General features: G+C 37.9%; 23 protein-coding genes. 20 read left to right on the top strand and 3 right to left on the bottom strand.

The features are described 5' to 3' along the window. The first annotated feature begins 10 nt into the window (after positions 1-10). Positions 11-751, top strand: a complete 741-nt coding sequence (locus tag HMPREF2988_RS08545; protein WP_070770426.1) for a 2-dehydro-3-deoxy-phosphogluconate aldolase — start codon at positions 11-13, stop codon at positions 749-751. Positions 752-761: 10 nt separating this feature from the next. Then, complete coding sequence (locus HMPREF2988_RS08540) at positions 762-1775, top strand: sugar kinase (RefSeq protein ID WP_002308298.1); 1014 nt, start codon at positions 762-764, stop codon at positions 1773-1775. A 55-nt stretch (positions 1776-1830) separates the two neighbouring features. Here HMPREF2988_RS08540 and HMPREF2988_RS08535 read toward each other — a convergent pair whose 3' ends face one another. Next, a complete protein-coding gene (locus HMPREF2988_RS08535; protein ID WP_070770425.1) occupies positions 1831-2280 on the bottom strand; it encodes a helix-turn-helix transcriptional regulator in 450 nt (149 codons plus the stop codon). Between the two features lie 163 nt (positions 2281-2443). Between HMPREF2988_RS08535 and HMPREF2988_RS08530 the strand changes: the two genes are divergently transcribed. The 3 genes from HMPREF2988_RS08530 to HMPREF2988_RS08520 all read left to right on the top strand — a co-directional run bounded on the left by HMPREF2988_RS08530 (position 2444) and on the right by HMPREF2988_RS08520 (position 4741). Continuing rightward, positions 2444-2902, top strand: a complete 459-nt coding sequence (locus HMPREF2988_RS08530) for a hypothetical protein (RefSeq protein WP_143355237.1) — start codon at positions 2444-2446, stop codon at positions 2900-2902. A gap of 28 nt (positions 2903-2930) precedes the next feature. After that, positions 2931-3110: a hypothetical protein gene (locus tag HMPREF2988_RS08525; protein ID WP_002312114.1), complete on the top strand. Its 180-nt coding sequence runs from the start codon at positions 2931-2933 to the stop codon at positions 3108-3110. A 668-nt stretch (positions 3111-3778) separates the two neighbouring features. Further along, a complete protein-coding gene (locus tag HMPREF2988_RS08520) occupies positions 3779-4741 on the top strand; it encodes a zinc-binding dehydrogenase (protein WP_070770423.1) in 963 nt (320 codons plus the stop codon). A 305-nt stretch (positions 4742-5046) separates the two neighbouring features. Here HMPREF2988_RS08520 and HMPREF2988_RS08515 read toward each other — a convergent pair whose 3' ends face one another. Next, positions 5047-5787 (bottom strand): hypothetical protein, encoded by a 741-nt coding sequence (locus HMPREF2988_RS08515; RefSeq protein ID WP_070770422.1) that lies wholly within the window; start codon positions 5785-5787, stop codon positions 5047-5049. Between the two features lie 443 nt (positions 5788-6230). Between HMPREF2988_RS08515 and HMPREF2988_RS08510 the strand changes: the two genes are divergently transcribed. From HMPREF2988_RS08510 to HMPREF2988_RS08470, 10 genes are all read left to right on the top strand, one after another. Continuing rightward, a complete protein-coding gene (locus HMPREF2988_RS08510) occupies positions 6231-7076 on the top strand; it encodes an acyltransferase domain-containing protein (RefSeq protein WP_070770421.1) in 846 nt (281 codons plus the stop codon). A gap of 796 nt (positions 7077-7872) precedes the next feature. Then, a complete protein-coding gene (locus tag HMPREF2988_RS13370; protein ID WP_080263436.1) occupies positions 7873-8025 on the top strand; it encodes a CAT RNA binding domain-containing protein in 153 nt (50 codons plus the stop codon). A gap of 93 nt (positions 8026-8118) precedes the next feature. Further along, positions 8119-8568, top strand: coding sequence for a PTS sugar transporter subunit IIA (locus HMPREF2988_RS08505; protein WP_070770420.1), 450 nt, complete (start codon positions 8119-8121; stop codon positions 8566-8568). A gap of 15 nt (positions 8569-8583) precedes the next feature. Continuing rightward, the gene (locus HMPREF2988_RS08500) at positions 8584-9453 is read left to right on the top strand and encodes a ketose-bisphosphate aldolase (protein ID WP_070770419.1); all 870 of its coding nucleotides are present in this window, start codon (positions 8584-8586) and stop codon (positions 9451-9453) included. Positions 9454-9466: 13 nt separating this feature from the next. Beyond that, the gene (locus tag HMPREF2988_RS08495) at positions 9467-9793 is read left to right on the top strand and encodes a PTS fructose transporter subunit IIB (RefSeq protein ID WP_002312117.1); all 327 of its coding nucleotides are present in this window, start codon (positions 9467-9469) and stop codon (positions 9791-9793) included. A gap of 1 nt (position 9794) precedes the next feature. Further along, positions 9795-10892 (top strand): PTS fructose transporter subunit IIC, encoded by a 1098-nt coding sequence (locus HMPREF2988_RS08490; protein ID WP_024634943.1) that lies wholly within the window; start codon positions 9795-9797, stop codon positions 10890-10892. Positions 10893-10902: 10 nt separating this feature from the next. Then, positions 10903-11409, top strand: a complete 507-nt coding sequence (locus HMPREF2988_RS08485; RefSeq protein WP_002308311.1) for a D-lyxose/D-mannose family sugar isomerase — start codon at positions 10903-10905, stop codon at positions 11407-11409. 410 nt (positions 11410-11819) lie between these two features. Next, positions 11820-12395 (top strand): LOG family protein, encoded by a 576-nt coding sequence (locus tag HMPREF2988_RS08480; protein ID WP_002293608.1) that lies wholly within the window; start codon positions 11820-11822, stop codon positions 12393-12395. Continuing rightward, entirely contained in the window at positions 12395-12835 is a 441-nt protein-coding gene (locus HMPREF2988_RS08475; protein WP_070770418.1) for a nucleoside 2-deoxyribosyltransferase, read from the top strand. The genes HMPREF2988_RS08480 and HMPREF2988_RS08475 overlap by 1 nt, the downstream gene beginning before the upstream one ends. Positions 12836-12850: 15 nt before the next feature. Next, on the top strand, positions 12851-13552 hold the full coding sequence (locus tag HMPREF2988_RS08470) for a deoxynucleoside kinase (RefSeq protein ID WP_002293604.1): 702 nt from the start codon (positions 12851-12853) through the stop codon (positions 13550-13552). Positions 13553-14039: 487 nt separating this feature from the next. Here HMPREF2988_RS08470 and HMPREF2988_RS08460 read toward each other — a convergent pair whose 3' ends face one another. Further along, on the bottom strand, positions 14040-14465 hold the full coding sequence (locus HMPREF2988_RS08460) for a hypothetical protein (protein ID WP_024634946.1): 426 nt from the start codon (positions 14463-14465) through the stop codon (positions 14040-14042). Between the two features lie 229 nt (positions 14466-14694). Here HMPREF2988_RS08460 and HMPREF2988_RS08455 point away from each other — a divergent pair, with 229 nt between their 5' ends. The 5 genes from HMPREF2988_RS08455 to HMPREF2988_RS08435 all read left to right on the top strand — a co-directional run bounded on the left by HMPREF2988_RS08455 (position 14695) and on the right by HMPREF2988_RS08435 (position 21498). Continuing rightward, positions 14695-16020, top strand: a complete 1326-nt coding sequence (locus tag HMPREF2988_RS08455) for a PTS sugar transporter subunit IIC (RefSeq protein ID WP_024636198.1) — start codon at positions 14695-14697, stop codon at positions 16018-16020. 1 nt (position 16021) lies between these two features. Further along, a complete protein-coding gene (locus HMPREF2988_RS08450) occupies positions 16022-18322 on the top strand; it encodes a glycoside hydrolase family 3 C-terminal domain-containing protein (protein ID WP_070770417.1) in 2301 nt (766 codons plus the stop codon). Positions 18323-18328: 6 nt separating this feature from the next. Then, positions 18329-19300, top strand: coding sequence for a LacI family DNA-binding transcriptional regulator (locus tag HMPREF2988_RS08445; RefSeq protein ID WP_070770416.1), 972 nt, complete (start codon positions 18329-18331; stop codon positions 19298-19300). Between the two features lie 21 nt (positions 19301-19321). After that, positions 19322-20719 (top strand): glycoside hydrolase family 1 protein, encoded by a 1398-nt coding sequence (locus HMPREF2988_RS08440; RefSeq protein ID WP_070770415.1) that lies wholly within the window; start codon positions 19322-19324, stop codon positions 20717-20719. A gap of 155 nt (positions 20720-20874) precedes the next feature. After that, positions 20875-21498: a hypothetical protein gene (locus HMPREF2988_RS08435; RefSeq protein ID WP_002346113.1), complete on the top strand. Its 624-nt coding sequence runs from the start codon at positions 20875-20877 to the stop codon at positions 21496-21498. Positions 21499-21831 lie beyond the last annotated feature (333 nt).

Raw genomic sequence — 21831 nt, 5'->3', positions numbered from 1 at the left:
AGAAAAAGGAATGAGATTAAGTCCCCATTATTTAAAAGATAAGATCTGTCTAAATGTGTTAGCAAATTCTGTAGAAAACGCAAAAGAATGCTATGAGGCAGCAGAAGGCCATATCGTTTTAGGTGTACTTTCAAAGAACTTTTCTGACGACGAAACAGCTATTGCAGAAATGAAAAAATACCAGCAAGCAACAAATAACGCCTTGTCCATCGGTCTAGGCGCGGGAGACCCAAACCAGAGCCAGATGGTCACTCGTTTAGCCGAAGTATTGCAGCCTCAGCATGTCAATCAAGTATTTACAGGAGTAGGAGCTTCCAGAGCAGTATTGAAACAGACAGAAACGGTCATCAACGGTTTGGTTTCTCCCACGGGTAAAGAAGGGTACGTAAACATCGCAACTGGTCCTTTAAGTTCACAAGGACCTGCAGGAGTCGTGACACTTGAAACAGCTATTCGATTATTGAAAGATATGGGCGGCAGCTCGATCAAATATTTTCCTATGAAGGGACTTTCCCATATCAAAGAATATAAAGCCTTAGCGGAAGCTTGTGCTGCCAATGATTTTTATTTAGAGCCAACTGGTGGGATCGACCTTGATAATGTGGAAGAAATCGTACGGATCGCGATAGACGCAGGAGTGAAAAAGGTCATCCCTCATGTATATAGTGCAATTATCGACAAGGATACAGGGAATACACGCCCAGAAGAGGTACGTCAACTGTTGCAATTGATGAAAAAAATCGTGGAATAAGGTGAGAAGAATGAAAATCGGTGCATTTGGGGAAGTCATGCTGCGACTCACTCCTCCTGAACATTTGATGCTGGAACAAACCCATACCTTACGCATGGCTTATACAGGGACTGGCGTAAATCTGGTAGGGAATCTTGCCCATTTTGGCGTTGAAAGTTATTTACTGACGGCTCTGCCAGACAATCGGCTAGGAAAAGCAGCACTCACTAATTTGAACGGCCTGGGTATCCAGACGAAGTATGTGATCCATCAATATCAACACATCGGCACTTATTTTGCAGAAATGGGGTATGGTGTCCGCCCGACAGAAGTCACTTATCAAAATCGAAAACATAGCTCATTTGGTTTATCTGTGATGGAGGATTATGACTGCGTAGCGTTTATTGATGAGATCGACTTGATCCATATCTGCGGGATCAGTTTAAGTTTGTCTGATGAGACAGCTGAAACGGCTATCCAATTAGCAGAACAAGCACATAAAGCAGGGAAAAAAGTTTGTTTTGATTTCAATTATCGTCCTAGTTTGAATCAAGAAGATGGAAAAAAAGAACAAATGAAGAAGCGTTATCATACAATGTTACCTTATTGCGACATCTTGTTTGGCTCAGTCAGAGATCTGACAGAGCTAGTGCAGTGGGAGGAAACAGCCGATGTAGAAAACGAACATGATCCTATTTCTTATATCCAGTCCTTTATGAACCACTACGATATCCAATGGTTTGCTGGGACAAGGCGAGAAAGTGTAGATGGAAGAAAACAGTTAAGTGGTTATTTGATCACACAACAAGAAGCAGAGAAAACAACTGTTTATCCCTTGGATGTACTCGATCGAATCGGGGCAGGGGATGCATTTGCTGCAGGGATCTTACTCGGTTTCTCTGAGAAGTGGTCCTTACAGAAGACCGTTTATTTTGCCTTAGGAAATGCTCGATTAGCTCATTCGATCCAAGGAGATGTTCCGTTAACGACAAGAGAACAAGTCGAACGTCTGCTGAATGATCCTGAAACAGACTTGATCCGGTAAAAAGATTCAAGGATAAAACAGGTTAGGATTGTTTGTTGTCCTAGCCTTGTTTTTGCTAAAGTAGCTGAAAGTAAAATAAAAGGAGTACACCAAGACAATTACATAAAGCTAAAAAGTACATGAAAGGATAACACAGGCGAAGAAAATGCGAATGAATGTATTTTTTCCACATGTTGAAAAGAAATAGAGCAATCACAGAAACAAAAGGGATCAGGAAAGACAGAACAACGAGTAAACAGATGAAAAATCGAATCAATTGTATTCTTTCCGAAGATATTTCCTCTGCTTCCATGGGAGCTTCAGGGAGATCAGGAAGAAATATAGAGAGTGTTTGACCATATAATTTAGCTAAGCGATAAACATTTTCGTGATCTGGAAACGAGCGGCCATTTTCCCAATTTGAGACTGTCTGTCTAGTAATCGCGAGCTTTTTTGCTAATTCTTCTTGCGTATGTCCATGTTCTTTTCGTAGTTGTTTTAATTTTTTTGGAAAAAGATCCCTCATAAATACTCTTCCTCTCATTATGTAAAAGCGCTTTTACATTCGTTTAACTCATTGTAAAAAGATTTTATCTATTCAGTCAAGAACAAAATAGGCAAAATAGAATTATCAAAAGAATGAGGTGAATAGAATGAAAAAAATAATTTTAACTCTTACTAGTATAAGTATGCTGGGTGTATCATTCAGTCCAAGTGTCTCTGCTTTCACGATACAAAATTCAGCAGAAACAAGCGATAGTCAAACTATTGAGATGAACGAACCAACTGATACACAGCTTAATAAAGAGATATTGGCATTTGAGCGATACGCTAATGATGTTGGAATAGAAAATATGAAATTGCTTTCTATAAATGAACAAGATAAACTATTAAATAGTTATGCAGACAATTTATCTAGACTACGCAATCCTTTAGCTGCTGCTATTGGTATAGTAGCTGGTGCGATCGCTGTAGGAAGAGGATTCTACGCTGCGGGCAGATATGGGGCAGTTCAGTGCGTGAGCAGAGGGATACTAACCCGTGCAAACTACAAAAAAAGCGCAAGTTATTATTATTGGGGACTTGTCGCAGCTTTTGGATTCTTCGTAGCTAATGGCTTTGATGACTACATGTACGGCCGCAACTAACGAAAAAAACGTTGAAAGTAGGAATATAATGGAATGGATTCGCACAGCTTTTCATATAATCTTTATTGAAAACGGATTGATTCTAGCTATTTTACTGTTAAGTATTGCAGTTGTTTCCAATAGTTTAGTCATATCTACTCAGAAAAAAGAAATGGAGATTCTTGAAAAGCGCATGAGTTGTTTGGAAAAAAAGCAAACATCAAAATAATAAGCTATTTAAGTGAATGAACGAAGGAAAAAGTTTATCTGATTTATTGAAATCAAAAACATTAGATTCTCTAGAAAATGCGTATGATACTCATGTAGAAGACATTGCTTACAAAGAATATTTGAACGATCCTTAGGTGTATGGATGAAAGAAACGGGTATCGAAAAGTAATATGAGGTATCATGTAGAGACCACGAAAAAATTTGAGAAGCAAATCGAAAAATGGATAAATTCGTTGCAAAAAACATCTTGAACTGGCTATTTAAAAATCTAGAAGACTGCGAAAATCCCAAAGCATTCGGAAAATAGTTGCTAGATATTTATGCTGGTAAGTGGCGTTATCGAGTCGGCGTCTATCGAATGATTTGTAAAATCGATTATGATAAAAGAAATGTATGAAAAATAGACGAAGTGTGCATAGATAAAGAAGCTTTTGGTTAATAGAAACCGATGAGTTGAGTAAAATCAAATCTGGGTCAGGAGGAACATCATTCTGTCCCAGTTTTTTGCCATCCAAAAAGAAAAGGGACAGTTAAAGAATCACTAGATTTTTATATTTCACTATACCTTTTTCCTGTGTTATGATTTGAAAGAACTTTTGCTGATAGTAAAGCAAGTACATTGGTATTTTTAGTGTGTGAAATGAAAAAGAAAGCTGGCGTATTTTTTTGAAAGCATTATATTTTTCAACTTTTGGTTCAAGTGAAGTGTTAAGGTATGGAGAGCTTCCAAAACCGAAGTTAGGTGAACAAGAGGTATTGGTACAAACCGAGTATATTGGATTAAATTTTGCAGACATCTATCGTAGAAGAGGCACTTATCATATCGAGAAACACTCCCCATATATCAACGGATATGAAGGGGCAGGAACAATTGTAGATGCTGGTTCATCAGAACTGAAAGCGTTGATTGACAAGAAAGTCCTTTTTGTAGATGTTCCTTTTGCAAATGCTGAATTTGTAGCAGTTCCTGTTGAAAAGTTGATTTTTCTCCCCGACAGGATTGGAATGAAAGAAGCAGCCACAATTGGTTTACAAGGATTAACGGCCGATTTTTTGGCTCATGATCTTGGAAACAATGCACCAGGAGACAAGGTATTTATTACTGGTATCAGTGGTGGTGTCGGACAGCTTCTTTCTCAAATTCTGATTGCAGATGGCGTCAGAGTATTTGGCTCAGCTTCTACAAAGGAGAAGCAAGAAATAGCACTTTCTTTAGGAGTAGAAGAAGTATTTTCCTCAAGAGAAACCGATTGGCAAGCAGCTAACAACAATCGCTTCGACACAGTATTTGATGGAGTTGGCAAAACATTGGAAAGCAGTATTGAATTACTGCATAACAGGGGAAAAGTAATCTTTTTCGGAATGGCAGGAGGCAATCCGCCAGCTATTGATCTAGTAGATATGCTTGCTCATTCGAAAAGTATCCTTACAGGAGACCTTTGGGATTATCTTTCTTCTTTTGAGGAAAGAGAAAAAAGGAGCGAACGTCTCTTTTCTTATCTTACAAATAACAAGATAGTGATCCATGAACCGACAATTTTTTCGTTAAAGGATGGAAAAACAGCCCACGAATATCTTGAATCGGGAAAAAACATCGGAAAAGTATTGTTGAAGACAAAAGAGAAATAAAAATGAAAATACTTATAATTGTTAGGAAACATACTAAGATTAGAGGGAGGGGAACATCATTCGTCAATGATGTTCCCCTCTAATCTTAGTATGTTTTTGTTTAATATTCAGTACTTTGTTGCATTCCTGTAATAGTTCTTAGTATATGACAGTTTAATGATCTGTTAGTTTGATAGTACTAGATGTATCTATCTTTTAACAGAAGGTTTCTGAATCCATATAAGGATGGTACGCCTTTTTGTAGACTTCCTGTCTCAGTCGAAGAAAGCCAACTTGTTAAATGGATGTTTTTTTGTTGCCCTCGTTCAATTGTCGATTACCATAACATCAATAAGCTGTTTGATATCTTCAGGAGTGTTGGTAGGGATACTGACTGTAGAAGCTTCATCTAGTATTTTTTGAGTCTTTTCTTTGACTAGCTCAGGATGGTCAGAAGTTTCATCATGTTGCCAGTGAGAAGGAACAGGATATTGAGTTATTGTACCGTTATGATTGCTAGAATAAACTACTAAACCTTGGAAAGTTATATTTCCACTAAGTGTGACTGTTTCAGCTGGAAAAGCGACACTTCCTGGGTCATAAGGGTCAATTGGTGTTCCTGCTGGAGACTTAGAAACATGCAGTTCAAAACCAGTACTTGGATCAGCTAACCATTGTTTATATTGTGTGCCCATCACAGCTAGCCAAACTCTAGCGTATTCTATTTCTAGATCAGAATAATTACTTAACAAATCAGTTGAATTACTAACTTGTGGACTTGTCGATTCACTGACAGAAGCATAAGTCTCACTACTATTTGTTGACGGTACAGTTGACGACGAAGGAGTTGATGGAACGATGGAAGAACTAGTGGTTTGAGAAACTGATTCGCTCCTGCTTTTGACAGTAGCGCTTGATTCGTTATTTGTTTTACTGTCAGTTGTTGCTTCACGAGAAGTAGTGTTTTCAATAACAGTCGAATGAGGTTTTGACTGGCGAGTGTTTTTTTGTTCACAACCAACAAACAGAAGTACGAGAGGGAGTAAAATGAATATCCTTTTTTTCATGAAATTAGCCTCCAATTATCTAAGAAAATAAAATAACGTTTTTCTTTCTCTTTATTGTACTCCTGTATAATAAAGAGTAAAAGGATATTTGGTTAAGAAATCTCTCTGGTTTGGAGAGAATTAGATGAAAATTAAAAGCTAATCTGAATAGAATTTTTTTATAACCATATGATACAGCAAAGTTATTCTTTTACTTAGTATGGAAATCAAATTATTTAGCATAAGTATTATTTTTTTTACATAAAGTGGTTGTTTTTGATATATATTTATTTGGCACTTTGTGATTATGTAAAAGAACAACGTGATGCTGGGCGAATCAAAGTAGTGACAGCATCTGATCTTGCAAATGATGTACAATAAAGAAGATGATCAAAGATTCGAAAAACGATGATTGATTATTTGAACCACACACTTAAGAAGAGGGGAATGAAGAAAAAATTTTGATGGAGGAAATAGTGTATAAAATCAAGAATCTAGCGGGTGACTTAGATTTCCCAGAAGCCGTGATAGAACAAATAATGATGGAATTAGAAAGTATTTCTAGTGAAGTGCTTGAACAATATAGTCGTGAATTACTGGATGCTAATAAAGCAAAAGCAGCTGCCAAAAAAATAGACGAAGTTTATGGAGAAGAGCCGTTTGTAGCATTAACAATTTATCTATATGCAGCTTCTCAAAGTTGGTTAAAAATTTATCAACCATTGAAGATTCCAAGAACTGTCTATTTGGCAACAATGAATGCTTTTACTAGATTTATTCATGAACATTTTCAAGTAACAGGAAAATATCGCTTTGACCGTGGTTTTTGGATTTGGCGTTACACTAGCGGATTGATCTTTCGGATTGGTGAATTGGAATACGAAAGGACATATTTTCCAAAGGGGCACAAAGAGCTAAAATTAGAGGGGAAGCAGTGTCTTTCTCTTCATATTCCTTCCGATGCAGATTTATCCCGCAATAAGATAAGAGATAGTTACGAAAGCGCCATTCGTTTTTTTGAATTGTATTTTCCTGATTATCATTACCAAGTGATGTACACAGATACTTGGTTACTGTCGCCAAATCTTACTAAATGGTTGAAACAAGATTCAAAAATCCGACTTTTTGCAGCTGATTATCGCCTTTTGTCAGTGGACGAACAAGATGATAGCGGAGTTCCATGGATCTTTGGACGAGTAGATGCTCATGTACAAGACTATCCAGAAAAAACGAGTTTACAACGACAAGCGAAACAACAGTTACTTGCAGGTGCACACATTGGCTCCGCTTTAGGTATTCTTTCCCTATAACTTTAACACTTCAAAATATTTTAAACATATAAATAACTGCATTAACCAAAAAATTAGGCTTCTATGGATGAGGGAAATCTACTCATTCATAGAAGTCTAGTGATTAAAGGAAGCTTTTAATTCATTGAAGCTACGATAAGCTACTCCACCATTAAATGAATCAAACGCCTCACCTCTCATCTTGAAACTATTAGAAGAAAGAAGAAGAGAAGGGGCACTCGAAAAAAGTGTATTTCGCAAATGGGTCATAAAAGAATAAGAAATGTTGCTTTTACAAAAACCTGACCGAAAAACAGTACACATTTTCGTGTTTTTTCGTTTTTTCTTGACTACTGTTGGCGCTATCAGTATCATAAATGGCAGATAGAAACAGCCAAATAAAAAAAGGCACCTCTGCTTCTAGTGGCAGCTAGAAACAGAGGCCTTGAAAAGTCATCACACGTGACCGTCCAAGTTTGCCATAGTCAATGTAAATACATCAACCTTGTTTATTGTATCGAATCTAAAAGGAGAAATCTACCCTTTAGAGGAGAAAATTTAACAAATTGTATGCGTTTTATTTGCTGAGCAAAAGGTATTGGACATTGTGTTCAATACCTTTTTTATCTGAACATACACCTGAAGATAAATCTGCTCTATTCGAAGATTTTCAATACTTTTAATAGAGATGCAGTCAGCAGATACGGTCAGTGTAAAAAGATGCTTTTTTCGTCAAAGGAACCAGCCTTTGCGTATCATATTATGAAAGCAGATTTTATTTGGCTGTTTTCTATCACTGAAAGGAGAGGAGCAACCGATGCAAGTGGTCGCTGTTTTGAATCACAATGCTATCATTGCGAAATCAAAGGAAGGAGAGTGGGTGTTGATCAAAAAAGGAATCGGATTCAAACGAAAGATCGGGGATTCAATCAATGAAAGAGAGGTGGAAAGTGTCTATCAAAAAATCTAAAATTCGGGGAGTCACTGTTCGACAGGCTTGACCCATTTCGCTGAAGCGGAATGCGTCAAGCCTGTTTTTTGAAGGGAGGAAATATCACTGGAATTGACTCAAGTCATTTATGAAGAGTTGCTGATCATTCATTCGAGTGCACGAACGAAACGTCAAATCTTAAAAGAATTAACCCAACTTATGACGGATAAAGGCGTAATATCCGATACAGAAAGTTTCTTAGAGGATGTCTATCAAAGAGAAGCAGAAGGAGCAACAGGAATCGGACAAGGAATCGCTATCCCTCATGGTAAGTCAACAAGCGTCAGACAGACAGTAATCGCGGCTGCTACTTTAGCTGATCCAATCCCATGGGAAACATTAGATGAACGACCTGTAGAGATTGTGATTTTATTTGCTGTACAAGAAGGAGATAAAAATAAAGGACATCTTCAGCTTTTGCAAAAAATTGCTGTACTTTTGGCAAGAGAGAAGTTTATCAAAGAACTGAAAAAAGCTGCTTCAATCGAAGAATTGTATACATTATTGACACAAAATGACTAGGAGGAACGATAACGTATGTTAGTAACAGGAAAAGAAATACTAGCTGTAGCAAATGAGAAAGGCTTTGCCGTACCTGCCTTCAATGCAGGTTCTGGACAATTATTGAATGCAGTGATAGAAGCTTGCGAAGAAGCACAAGCTCCTGTCATGATTGCGATCCATCCAGAAGAACTGAAATTTTTGACAGATAGTTTCGTCGCTCAAGTAAAATATGCGGCTCAGCAGACAGATATCCCTATATGTATCCATTTAGATCATGGTGCTGACTTTAACCAAATTATTCATGCCATCCGCCTAGGTTTTACTTCGGTCATGATCGATGCATCTCACCTATCATACGAAACGAATGTTATGTTATCTAAAAAAGTAGTAGAAGCTGCTCACGCTGTTGGTATTTCTGTAGAGGCCGAACTGGGAACGATTGGCGACACAGGTAATACCATAGAAGGGGGTGTCAGCGAGATTATTTATACAGATCCGTCAACAGCACAAGCATTCATTGAGGAGACAGGGATCGATAGCTTGGCGATCGCTATTGGAACAGCTCATGGAATCTATCCTAAGGAACTCAAACCTAAGCTGCGACTCGATATTTTGGAAACGATACGATCATTGACCACTATTCCTTTAGTCCTCCATGGAGGATCGAGCAACCCAGATGAGGAGATATGCCAGGCAGTTGAATTAGGAATAAACAAAGTCAATATTTCCAGTGATATCAAAATAGTATTCGCAGAAAAACTCCGAGATATCTTGAACTCGGGAGATTTAGAGATCCGTGAACCGAATGTGCTGTTTCCGCCTTGTATGGAAGCTGTTAAACAAGTTGCCTTAGATAAAATTCATTTATTCAAAGCAGACAATAAAGCAAAATATTATATGTGAGGGGGAGTGCAAAATGAAGATCGTAGGGATCGCAGCTTGTACTGCGGGAATTGCACACACGTATATCGCAAAAGAAAAATTGCTTCAAGCAGCGGAGAGTCTTGGTCATGAGATCTGGATCGAGACACAGGGGCTTGCTGGGACACAAGATCTACTGAGTCAAACGTGCATCGCGGATGCAGATGTTGTGCTTATCGCTGCAGATATCAAGGTGAATGGGAAAGAGCGGTTTCTTGGAAAAAAAATAGTCGAAGTACCAACTAGTCTAGTTGTCAAATCTCCGAGAAAACTGATTGAAAAATTAGAAGAGATGTTGGATGGACGAACGAAAGGAGTATAAGATGGAGAAATTGAAATCAATCGGCTTCAAAAAACATTTGATGACGGCGATCTCTTTCTTTTTACCTATCGTCGTTGCTTCTGGATTCTTGCTGGCTATTGGAAATATGTTGGATGGTACAACGATCGAATCCTTCACAGATGGTTTTTCTTTTGCAGATACGATGACAACGATGGGTGGATATGGTTTAGGTTTATTACCGATGATCGTTTCCTGTGCGATAGCTTATTCAATGGCAGATAAGCCTGGTATTGCACCTGGTTTGATTGTCGGGATGACTGCTAGTGGGATCGGAGCGGGTTTTTTAGGTGGGATGGTTGGCGGATATTTATCTGGATTAGTCGTTATTGGATTAACGGCAGGAATCAAAGTACCTAAATGGATGGATGGTCTAATGCCAACTCTGGTTCTGCCATTCCTCAGTTCTTTCATCGGCGGGTTGATCATGTACTATGTAATAGGAACACCCATCAATTGGCTTACAGAGATGCTTACAGGTTATTTAAGTGATTTGGATACTTCTTCGTTATTTTTATACGGAGCAGTAATTGGGGTATTGTCATCAATCGATTACGGCGGAGCTATCAATAAAGTCGTATTTGCGTTTGTGTTTGCTTTGTTTTCAGAAGGAATCTATGAACCAATCACTGTATTGATCTTAGCTTCAATGGTCACCCCATTCGGCTTGACGATTGCTTATTTCTTAGGGAAAATCATTCGTAAAAATATATTCAATCGTCAAGAAATCGATACATTGAAGACAGCTTTTCCTATGGGGATTTGTCAAATCACTGAGGGGTGCTTTCCTATCGTATTGAATGACTTGGCACGTAATGTCATAGCAACAGGAGTTGGTGGGGCAGTCGGCGGTGGATTGAGCATGCTATGGGGAGCAGATAGCCGTATCCCAGCATCAGGAATGTTTGCAGTCGCTACGATGACCAGACCATGGTCATTCATTGGCGCTTTATTAGCTGGTTCTTTTGCTACGGGAATAACTATTTTATTTTTGAAAAAACCAGTTGACCCAAATGCAGAAGTCATCCAAGAAGAAAAAGAGGAAGAAGAGATATCTTGGGATGACTTGACAATCAGTTAGGAGGAACAGAATGGATTACAAGAAAAGAGTACAACAAATGTTCCTAGATTCAGGAGTAGTATTGAAAGAAACAGAATTAGAAAGAATCGAATATACAGATTTTGGATTAGGAGCAATCGAGACTGAAGGATTGAATTTATTTGTTTATGAAAATAATGAGCGATACTGCGGGAAAGAACTGGTATTATTGCCTTATCAAACTTGTCCAGAGCATCGGCACCCACCTCGAGATGAGAATGAAGGAAAAAAGGAAACCTTTCGTTGTCGAAAAGGCTTAGTATATCTTTATGTCGAAGGAAAAGAAACAAAAAAACTTTCCTGTATTATTCCAAAGGGGCAAGAACGTTACTATACGGCAAAAAAAGAAATCATACTTCACGCTGGAGATCAGTACACGATCGAACCAAATATCAAACACTGGTTCCAGGCAGGTGCAACAGGCGCGGTTATCACCGAATTTTCTTCCAGCAGTGATGATCCAAGTGATAGTTTTACGAATCCAGCTATTTATCGTTAATACAAAGGTTTGGGAACAAGCTGATGAACCAAAATGATCAAATTTCGATCATTTGGTTCGTCGGCTTTTTTATTTAGAGAAACATCAGGCGTTGGTGAAACATAACACGATAATAAAATGGATTTTTCATTAATAGGAGAAATAAGTGTGTGACGATTTAAATAATGCGTGTTATTGACATACAGGAAGAAATCCCAATTTCTTCTATAAGTAAGTCGTTTCAATTTTATATTTACTAGTTATTTATTTTTTTGGTTACTGTAAAATAGCTGAAAAATCCTTTTTTTGTAAATACTATATATAGTGGTGTTTGATCTATATACCACTAAAAAACTACAAAATCTAGTCTTTTATTTTAAAAAAACACGTGTAGAATGAAGATAGACTTTTGAGTTAGGGAGTGTTTTTTTATGAAACTTACTGTTTTTTGCGGTTCCCGTTTTGGCAATAAAGAAAGTTACAAATTTATTGCGCAAACGTTAGGAAAATATATGGCACAAGAAGAAATCGAACTGGTTTACGGTGGTTCATACTCCGGGATTATGGGAGTGATTAGTAAAACAGTACTGGAAAATAACGGAAAAGTCACAGGTATCTATCCAAATGGCCTTTTTGAAACTGAGCTGCCTGGGAAAGATGTTACTACATTTATTCCTACAGAGACGATCGATGAAAGAAAGGTATTATTATTTGAAAAAGGAGATGCTGTCCTCGTTTTCCCTGGAGGTCTAGGTACATTGGAGGAATTTTCGCAACTTCTTTCTTGGATAGCGATCGGCCTGACACCTGATAAGCCAATCGGAATATTGAATATTGGCGGTTATTACAGCGGCTTGCAACAATTATTAGAAACTTTTGCAAAAGAGGATTTTATGGATAAAAAATGGTTGGATCAAGTGATCTTTTCCAACAATCCATTGGAACTGGTCAATGAATTACGAGCAGTATCTATTAAAAATCAGTTATTATTGAAGGAGGCAAAATAATGAGTCAAATATATTTAGCAGGACCATTTTTTTCAGAGGAGCAAATCGATCGAGTAAGTCGTATCGAAAAAGCGTTGGAGGAAAACAAAACAGTTACAAGTTTCTACTCTCCACGTCATCACCAAGAAAGCAATTATGAACTATTCAGTGCTGGTTGGGCGCAAGAAGTATACGAAAAAGATATGGAAGAGTTGACAAATGCAGAATTTGTTGTGGCTATCCTTGACTTTGAGCATCAAACAATCGATCCAGGAACGGCTTACGAATTAGGTGTGGCAACTATGTTGAAAAAACCGATGATCATCGTACAAGAAGAGACGGTACCAACGAATTTGATGATTACACAAAGTCTTCACACGTATTTAAAATCAGACCAAGCTGTACGCGAATATGATTTTGAAAAATTGCCTATTGAAACTTACGTAGGCGAGTACTTATAGAAGAGGAAGGGTTGTATGTCAGTGATTTTGATTTCAGGAACGATTGGTGCAGGTAAGAGCAGTTTGACGGATATGCTTGCAAAAGAGATTGATTCTAAACCATTTTATGAAAATGTCGAAGATAACGAAGTATTGCCGCTTTTTTATTCAAATCCTGAGCAGTACGCATTTTTATTGCAAATTTTCTTTTTGAATAAGCGATTTTTAGCAATGAAAAATGCTTTAGTGAACGATGACAATGTGCTAGACCGCTCCATCTACGAAGATAGTCTGTTGTTCCATCTAAATGCTGATTTAGGTCGGGTAACGGATATCGAAGTACAGCAGTACGATAGCTTATTAGATACGATGCTAAACGAGTTAGATGATGTTGCTCCAAAAAAACGGCCTGATTTGATGGTCCATATCAAAGTTTCTTTGGACACGATGCTAGAACGTATAAAAAAACGCGGGCGTGACTATGAACAGCTAGAAAGCGATGAAACGTTATACACCTATTACGAAACATTGAACACCCGCTATAATCAATGGTATGAAGATTTTGATGTATGTCCTAAAATACAAGTGGATGGGGATACATTCGATTTTGTAGAAAATCCAGAAGATGCAAAAAAGGTGATTCGTCAGATCCAAGAAAAATTAGCTGAATTGGAAGGAAAGCCTGCTGGAAAATATTTTACAGATAATCAGCATGCGAAAGGTCAAGAATTAGGCTAAAAATAAAAAACCAAACGACGGGAAAGAAAAATTACTACGTGATGTAGAATAAGTCTTTCTATCGTTTGGTTATTTTATATTCAAAGATGTGAAATAAATAAAACGTTACTCTTTGATTTGTGAACTGAAATGATCCACTGTTTGTTTTACTGATGAAACTTGATCAAAGGAAGAAGCTCAGTTTGAAGTTCATAAAAATCAGCCATAGTGAGTTTTGCTTGATTTTGCTTATCTTCTTTTGCTTTTTACATAATTTTTGACAGGATAAGATTCAAACGATTTAAAAGAATCTTTGACTAGTTTGTGGCAATTGTCGCATATACTCAAACTTCCTTGATCATTAAATTCTGTATGGATATTTTTGTTGTTATTACATGTACAATAATCAGGACTATCGATCATCCATTTCGTCTCCTTTACAGTCATCTTGCTTCTTTACTATAGCAGAAAAGAAGGGGAGAAACAAAAGAAGATCCAACAGATGGCACTATAGACTGTAGATGTTGCCATCCTCATCCTTCAAACGGTAATTACCGATTTTGGTAAATGTGACTGTTGCTTCTTTTTTATTTTCTTTTCCTGAAATAATATATTCGTCATCTTTGGTAGTGATCTTGATATCTGTCAGCACTGTTTTTTCTTCAGATGATTCAGAAGAATCAGCTCCTTGTGTCTGATACGTGCGTGTCCATTCCATTTTTTTATCTGTAAATGTCAACTGTCCCGCGGATAAATCCATATCTTTACGTACTTTTAGCGTATATACACTGTTGGTGATATCTGCTTTTTCCGCTTTTAAGACAGAAGAATCGGTTGTTTCGTCCGAGGATTGGTCAGAGCCGCCAAACAAATCACAGCCAGTCAATGTCAAAAGTCCCGCAGACAAAATAAATAGTACGATTAATTTCTTCAAAATACTTCCCCCATTTGATAGGATAAAGAAATTATACCATTGGAAAGTAAAACTTCAAACGGATGGAAGAGAAAAAATTCACAAAATACCATTAAATAGAATAAATTTTCAAAAGTCATAAAAAATCCACTACCTTTAGAAAGCGTTTTAAAAAATGTGTTGCAATCTTTTAGAAAAGTGCTATATTAAAAATGAACCGGTTCAATTTTAGAATCTAGGAGATGAAATAATGAAAGTCGTAGACAGACTATCTGAAAAAATGCTACCAATCGTATCTAAGATGAGTAGCCAGCGACACTTGCTGGCCATTCGAGACAGTTTTATCGTTACTATGCCGTTAGTAATGGCTGCTTCTGTCATGGTTTTGCTGAATGCTCTGATTTTTTCAAATGCAACAGTCCAAAGAATACTTGATCTAAGTCCATTGGCTGAACTTGCTTCAATCGTGAATAATGGTACGATGAGTATTTTAGCTATTATCGTGTGTTACAATATCGGCTGGAATTTGGCAACCCACTATATCCAAACAGGCGTGATTGATGATCCATCATTTAGTCCTGTTCATGCAGGAATTCTAAGTACAGCCGTAATGTTTATTTTGATGCCTTTATCAAGTACAGTCACTTTGATGGACGGAAATACAGCAGAAGCTACAGGGGTTTTCTTACAAAGTCTGACTTCTTCGTCTGGCTTAGCAACGGCGATGATTGCTGCCCTTGTCAGTACAGAATTATTTATCAAATTAGCGAAAATGAAGAGTTTTAAAATCAGGATGCCAGAAGGAGTTCCACCGGCAGTAGCTACGTCATTTAATTCTTTAGTACCAGAAATAGTTGTCATTTTATTTTTTTCAGTTGTCGTTTTTACTTTAAACCATACGACTGGTTTGAATGTTCCGCAATTAATTGAATTAGCGATTCAGACACCATTGAAAGCTTTTGTTTTATCCGTCCCAGGCATCTTATTTTTACAGTTTTTCTCTGATTTCTTATGGGTGTTTGGTATGCATGGTTCGAGTATTTTGGCTCCTATACGGCAAGCACCTTTGTTACAGTCTATTCAGGAAAACATGGATGCTTTTTCAGTAGGAAAAGAAATTCCTAATATTATTACGGAGCCCTTTACCAATGCATTTGGATTGATCGGAGGTGGCGGGTGTATTTTACCGTTAGTTATTGCTATCTTGTGGGCTTCTAAACGTCAAGAACAGCGATCGATCGCTAAATTTGGTCTGACTACTTGTTTATTTAATATTACGGAACCAATTATGTTTGGATTACCAGTAGTCATGAATCCAATATATATGGTTCCTTGCGCTATTATACCATCTATTAACTTGATTATTGCCTACGCAGCCACAAGTCTTGGAATCATCAGTAAAACAGTTGCTGCTGCACCTTGGATCACTCCGCCGGTTATACAATCTTTTATTGCTACAGGAGGCGATATACGAGCAGCAGTCTTAACAGTAATACTTATCGTTCTAGATGTATTTTTATTCCTGCCATTTGTGTTAGCCGCTAATAAGGCAAAATTGGCAGAAGGAGGATATTAAGGTGTACGATTACCCGTATCAAAACCCAAAGTTGACCATCCGCCAAAGAGTAGAAGATTTACTTTCGCGGATGAATATTGCTGAAAAAGTAGGACAGGTAAACCAGCATTTGTATGGTTGGGACTGTTATGAAAAAAACGGAGACAAGATCGAATTAACAGAAAAGTTAAAAGAACATGTTAAATGGGGAGGCGGTCTGGGTGCCTTATACGGTCTGTTTCGCTCTGATCCGTGGTCTAAAACAGATTATAAGAATGGGATTCCTGCAAAAGAAAGCTGGAAGGTAGCTAACCTAGTCCAAGAATATGTACTACAGCATTCGCGATGGAAAATTCCAGTTTTGCTTGTAGAAGAATGTCCACATGGTCATCAAGGTTTGGATGGGATTTCTTATCCAACGAATATCGGCCGTGGAAATACCTTCAATGTAGCGTTATTAGAACAAACGAGCCGATTGATGGCAAAAGAACTGGCTGCTAAAGGTGTTCATTTAGCGCTGGTGTCGACTTTGGATCTGGCAAAAGATCCTCGTTGGGGAAGGACAGAAGAGTGCTTTGGGGAAGATCCGATTCTCTCAGCTCGTTTTTCTGAAGCGGTCGTTCGAGGGTTCCAAGGAGAGATTATTTCAGAAAAAGTTTCTTTTCTTGATCAGACAGTAGAGGAAATCAATAAGAAGAAGGATCAGATCGGTGTTGTGTTAAAGCACTGTATCGCACAAGGAGAAGCTTTAGGCGGTCATAATTCAGGCACAGTGACGATTGGACGCAGAGAGTTCTCCGATATTTACGGGCCATTATTGAAGAGTACAAGAAATGCAGTAGGTGTCATGGCTGCTTATAATGATATCGACGGGGTACCTTGTCATATCAATCGAGCGCTTTTTGAGCAAACATTAAGAAAAGAGATCGGTTATCAAGGGATCGTTATGGCAGACGGTGTTGCTTTGGATCGTTTATCCGATGTTTTTACAGATAAAAAGACTGCTGCAGCATATGCATTAGCGGCAGGAATCGATCTCAGTTTGTGGGACGAGACCTATACCAAGATTGCAGAAGCCATTGATGATCAAGTCGTAGATGAAAAGCTACTAGATCAAGCAGTTCGCCGAGTTTTATCTGTCAAATTTTTATTAGGTTTGTTTGAACAACCATTTGCAAACGATCCAAAGGAGTATTGGGATCATCTCATGGAAGAATCAGAGCACTTAAATTTAGAGACAGCAAAAGAAAGTATCACTTTACTAAAAAATGACGGTATATTGCCGTTGGATCAACAAGTAAAAAACATTGCTGTTATAGGACCAAATGCTCACGATGTTTACCACTTGTTGGGAGACTACTCTGCACCACAAACAGAAGACCGTTTGAAAAAAACGATAGTACAAGAGATAAAAACAGAGTTTCCCCAATCAAAGGTTTCTTATGCACAAGGGTGTGAAGTAAGAAATCAGGAGGATCAGGAAGAAAAATTATTAGAAGCGGTGACCCTTGCTCAAAACTCAGATGTGATCATTGCAGTTCTAGGTGGATCAAGTGCGCGGAACTTTGATATGGAATTTCTTCGTAACGGGGCAGTTTCATCGAAAGGGATCAACATGGATTCTGGAGAAAATGTAGATGTTGCTTCTCTTTATTTAGGTGGATACCAAGAACAACTGATCGAACAATTGTATCAACTAGGCAAGCCAATCATCACGATACTTGTGCAAGGAAGACCCTACGATTTGATGAAAATCGAGTCATTTACGAATGCCATTGCAACAGCATGGTTTCCTGGACAGGAGGGTGGAAAAGCCATTGCGCAGATGATTTCTGGAAGAAATAACCCAAGCGGACGATTGAGTTTGTCTTATCCTAGAAATAGTCAGCAACTACCTGTTTATTACTATCAGCGTGCTGCTTCTAAACAAGAGAATTATTATGATTTAAGCGGCAGTCCATTTTATCCTTTTGGACATGGTCTAAGCTATACAACATTTGAATACAGTCAGATGGAAGTCAAAACGGATATTGACAAAGTGATAATATCAATTAAAGTTAAAAATACAGGAAGTGTTTCAGGTAAAACAAGTACTCTTGTCTATGTCCGATTAATTGACGGCGCTGTCATCCAAAGAACGAAATTATTGAAAGCTTTTCGTAAAGATGACTTGCAGTCTCAAGAGGAAAGACTGCTTGTTTTTGAACTCACTTCTGAAGACTTTAGTTATATGGACATTGATGACAAGCGGCATTATGCAAAGAAAGCGGTCATCATGGTCGAACAACAAGAAAAAGAAATCAAATGTAACTGGCAGGAGTGAAAATGTATGGCATCGATCCGTGACGTGGCTAAGATGGCTGGTGTTTCAGTGGGAACAGTTTCCCGCTATTTAAACGGTCAGCAGCTGAAGGAAAAGAATATGGAAAAAATAGCAGAAGCGATTTCAGCGTTGGACTATAAAGAAAACATCATTGCTAAAGGATTGAAGAATAATCGAAGTTTCTCTATTGGACTTTTGATAAACGGGATATCTAGCCGTTTTGGTTCGGAGGTTGTTTCAGGGATCGAAAGAGTAGCTGAAGAAAATGGGTATAGCTTATTATTAAGCGGGTTTGCCGATCAGCCAGAAAAAATCGAACAAAAAATCGAATATCTGATGAAGCATGCGATCGATGGGTTGATCGTCTTCTTATCAGAAGAAGAGTGGTCTGGATTTGAAATGCTGACAAAAATGAGTATCCCAGTTGTCGCACTGAATTGTCCGGATGCGCCAGCAGGTATTGATACAATAGTAGTGAATGATCGAGAAAGTGTAGCAAAAGTGATTGCTCATCATGGCAGACAAGGACATAAAACAATAGGATTTATTGCTGCCGCTCAAACAGATTACGTAGCAAGAGAACGTTTAGCTGGAGCCAAAGAAGCGGTACAAAAGGATCCGTCTATCCATTTAGAAATCTTTACAGGAGACTATTCTAGAAAAAGCGGCTATTACGGGGCAAAAGCATTATTAGAAAAAGGGGCAACTGCTATTTTTGTCAGCAATTACAATATGTCGATTGGTGCCATCGAATGTTTCAATCAAGAAGGTGTCAGAATCGGGAAGGATATTGCGTTCAGTCACTATGATTATTTAGATAAAAACGATCTGAGTATCCTTCCGAAAATCACGATCACGCCACCAACAGATAAAATCGGGGAACGAGCAGCAGAGCAGCTGTTGAAACGAATCAAAAAAGAAGAGGAAGAAAATGAAAAAGTGATTGTGATGGAAAATATCATACATGGAATCAACTAAAAAAGAAAAAGAGGTGCTTTGATGAAAAGATATCAATTTCCAGAAAATTTTTGGTGGGGCTCTGCAGCAAGTGGTCCACAAACAGAAGGAAGAATTTCAGGCGATGGAAAAGGAGAGAACATTTTTGATTATTGGTACAAAAACGAACCGCAAAAGTTTTTTGATCAAGTAGGACCTGAAAAAACCTCGCAAGTTTATACGAAGTATCAAGAGGATGTACAGTTGATGAAACAGACTGGGCATAATTCATTTCGAACCTCTATCCAATGGAGCCGTTTGATACCTGATGAATCTGGAACAATCAACGAAGAAGCCGTTCGTTTCTATCATCGCTATTTTGATCAGTTGATTGAAAACGGTATCGAACCCTTTGTTAATCTGTATCATTTCGATATGCCGATGTATCTGCAAGAAAAAGGCGGATGGTTGAACCGAGAAACGGTTGAAGCCTATGAAAAATACGCAAAAAGTTGTTTTCAGTTGTTTGGCTCGAAAGTAAAAAAATGGTTTACCCATAATGAACCAATCGTTCCAGTCGAGGCAGGCTATTTGTATCGATGGCATTATCCGGAAGAATCAGATATGAAAAAGGCAATCCAAGTTGGTTATCATGAAGCGTTGGCTTCAGCATTAGCCATCAAAGCTTACCATGAAATGGACCAAAGCGGTGTCATCGGAATCATCTTGAATTTGACACCGAGTTATCCAAGAGACGAATCAAATCCCGAAGATGTTAAAGCAGCACGAATAGCAGATGCGTTCTTCAATCGTTCATTCCTTGATCCAGCTGTAAAAGGCGAGTTTCCAAGGGAATTGATCGAAAGAATAAAAGAACTCGATCTAATGCCGGAGATCCATCCAGATGATTTGGCGATCATTAAAGAAAACACAGTAGATCTTTTGGGAATTAATTATTACCAGCCACGCCGAATAAAAGCAAAAGAAACACCAATCGATACTAAAAACGGTCCTATGCCTGAGGATTACTTCGACAATTATGAAATGCCTGGTCGTAAAATGAATCCTTATCGCGGATGGGAGATCTATGAAAAAGGAATCTATGATATTTTGATCAATGTACGAGATCATTATGGGAATATCGACTGTTTTATTTCTGAAAACGGCATGGGTGTAGAAAATGAAGCACGATTTATCAAGGAAGATGGTATGATCCACGATGATTATCGGATCGAATTTGTTCAATCTCATCTGAAATATGTCCATCAAGCCATTCAAGAAGGTGCCAATTGTTTAGGTTATCATATGTGGACATGCATGGATAACTGGTCGTGGACCAATGCCTATAAGAATCGTTACGGTTTTATTTCAGTAGATTTAGCACAAGATGGAAAAAGAACGATTAAGAAATCGGGTCATTGGTTCAAAGATGTATCAGACAGAAATGGATTTGAAGCTTAAAGAATAGCCAAGAGAGAATGTATGAAAATTCCCGTTCTTACCGCTTCAGGAAAAAGAAGTTCAATTATTTACGATCTTTTTCAACTTTTTTGTCTTTCTATTTCATTTTTTGTATATAATAGAATAGTCAAAATTAAATAGGAGTGGAGGAAGGCATGAGGAAAAAAAGACCGTTTCTTCTCTTTTGGTTATTCGGTTTTTTCTTACTGCTTATTTTATCCGCAGCATTTTCAGGAAAAATGACAGCAGATCTTGCTCAGAAAGAAACAGAAAAAATCGTAGCAAGCAAAGAATCAGTAGATAATTTCAAAAAAGAATTCTCAACTTATTGGTGGGAGGAATATAAATTAACTGCCAATTACGAAAAAGGTGAATTGGACATCTATTTGCCAAAAGGAAAAGAAGAAAATCAATTTATCAATATCGATGACGTACTTAGTGCGATTTCTCTCAGACAATATCAATTCAAAGACAAACATTTGGCCGTTTTGCTTTTGACTCATGATGGCGACAAGGTAGCTCGTTTGAAAAATGGAAAAGTGGTCACAGCTTATTCTGAAAAAGTGGACAAAAAAGTGGTGGCCGATCGACTAGCGGAATGGAAAAAAACCAATGAACAAGTCAAGAAAACAACTGCTTCTTCTCAAAAAAACGAGTCGACAGAACCAAGCCCTTCAGATTCTGGCAGTGGACAAACGATAACGGGAAATGAAGAAAATCAAGCCTCAATCATTACGAATGAGTCATCAGAAGGACAATATCAAACCTATGGACAATGAAAAACAGAGGTTGTGACAGAAGTGGTCAGCTTCAAGAAATAAGAAGAAATTTACGAAAAGTGCTTCTCAAGTTTTTGAACACCGTTTAGTGGAGAGGTTGTGAAAAAGCTGTCCTGCATCAAGAAATAAGGAGCTGCGACAAGAATTTTGTCTCAGCCTCTTTTTTTTTGTACGAATACCGAGAAACTACTTTTGAATACCGTGGAGTGAAGCGGTCACCACAAGACTTTTATCTCTCCATTCGTTTAATCGCTTACATCACAGCGGTTTTATGCTGTGAAAAATGGACGGAATAATCTTTAGAAAGAATAAAAAAATCTTAAGATAACAATT

It is taken from the genome of Enterococcus sp. HMSC061C05 (assembly GCF_001814765.1).
Taxonomy (GTDB): Bacteria; Bacillota; Bacilli; order Lactobacillales; family Enterococcaceae; genus Enterococcus_B; species Enterococcus_B lactis.
The sequence above is the reverse complement of the archived record's forward strand: the minus strand, read 5'-3'. Positions and strand labels throughout refer to the sequence as shown.

Excerpts from the sequence above, each read along its gene's own strand:
- HMPREF2988_RS08545 (WP_070770426.1), top strand. The coding sequence starts at position 11 with ATGAGATTAAGTCCCCATTATTTAAAAGATAAGATCTGTCTAAATGTG.
- HMPREF2988_RS08540 (WP_002308298.1), top strand. The coding sequence starts at position 762 with ATGAAAATCGGTGCATTTGGGGAAGTCATGCTGCGACTCACTCCTCCT.
- HMPREF2988_RS08535 (WP_070770425.1), bottom strand. The coding sequence starts at position 2,280 with ATGAGGGATCTTTTTCCAAAAAAATTAAAACAACTACGAAAAGAACAT.
- HMPREF2988_RS08530 (WP_143355237.1), top strand. The coding sequence starts at position 2,444 with ATGCTGGGTGTATCATTCAGTCCAAGTGTCTCTGCTTTCACGATACAA.
- HMPREF2988_RS08525 (WP_002312114.1), top strand. The coding sequence starts at position 2,931 with ATGGAATGGATTCGCACAGCTTTTCATATAATCTTTATTGAAAACGGA.
- HMPREF2988_RS08515 (WP_070770422.1), bottom strand. The coding sequence starts at position 5,787 with ATGAAAAAAAGGATATTCATTTTACTCCCTCTCGTACTTCTGTTTGTT.
- HMPREF2988_RS08510 (WP_070770421.1), top strand. The coding sequence starts at position 6,231 with ATGGAGGAAATAGTGTATAAAATCAAGAATCTAGCGGGTGACTTAGAT.
- HMPREF2988_RS13370 (WP_080263436.1), top strand. The coding sequence starts at position 7,873 with ATGCAAGTGGTCGCTGTTTTGAATCACAATGCTATCATTGCGAAATCA.
- HMPREF2988_RS08500 (WP_070770419.1), top strand. The coding sequence starts at position 8,584 with ATGTTAGTAACAGGAAAAGAAATACTAGCTGTAGCAAATGAGAAAGGC.
- HMPREF2988_RS08495 (WP_002312117.1), top strand. The coding sequence starts at position 9,467 with ATGAAGATCGTAGGGATCGCAGCTTGTACTGCGGGAATTGCACACACG.
- HMPREF2988_RS08490 (WP_024634943.1), top strand. The coding sequence starts at position 9,795 with ATGGAGAAATTGAAATCAATCGGCTTCAAAAAACATTTGATGACGGCG.
- HMPREF2988_RS08485 (WP_002308311.1), top strand. The coding sequence starts at position 10,903 with ATGGATTACAAGAAAAGAGTACAACAAATGTTCCTAGATTCAGGAGTA.
- HMPREF2988_RS08480 (WP_002293608.1), top strand. The coding sequence starts at position 11,820 with ATGAAACTTACTGTTTTTTGCGGTTCCCGTTTTGGCAATAAAGAAAGT.
- HMPREF2988_RS08475 (WP_070770418.1), top strand. The coding sequence starts at position 12,395 with ATGAGTCAAATATATTTAGCAGGACCATTTTTTTCAGAGGAGCAAATC.
- HMPREF2988_RS08470 (WP_002293604.1), top strand. The coding sequence starts at position 12,851 with ATGTCAGTGATTTTGATTTCAGGAACGATTGGTGCAGGTAAGAGCAGT.
- HMPREF2988_RS08455 (WP_024636198.1), top strand. The coding sequence starts at position 14,695 with ATGAAAGTCGTAGACAGACTATCTGAAAAAATGCTACCAATCGTATCT.
- HMPREF2988_RS08445 (WP_070770416.1), top strand. The coding sequence starts at position 18,329 with ATGGCATCGATCCGTGACGTGGCTAAGATGGCTGGTGTTTCAGTGGGA.
- HMPREF2988_RS08440 (WP_070770415.1), top strand. The coding sequence starts at position 19,322 with ATGAAAAGATATCAATTTCCAGAAAATTTTTGGTGGGGCTCTGCAGCA.
- HMPREF2988_RS08435 (WP_002346113.1), top strand. The coding sequence starts at position 20,875 with ATGAGGAAAAAAAGACCGTTTCTTCTCTTTTGGTTATTCGGTTTTTTC.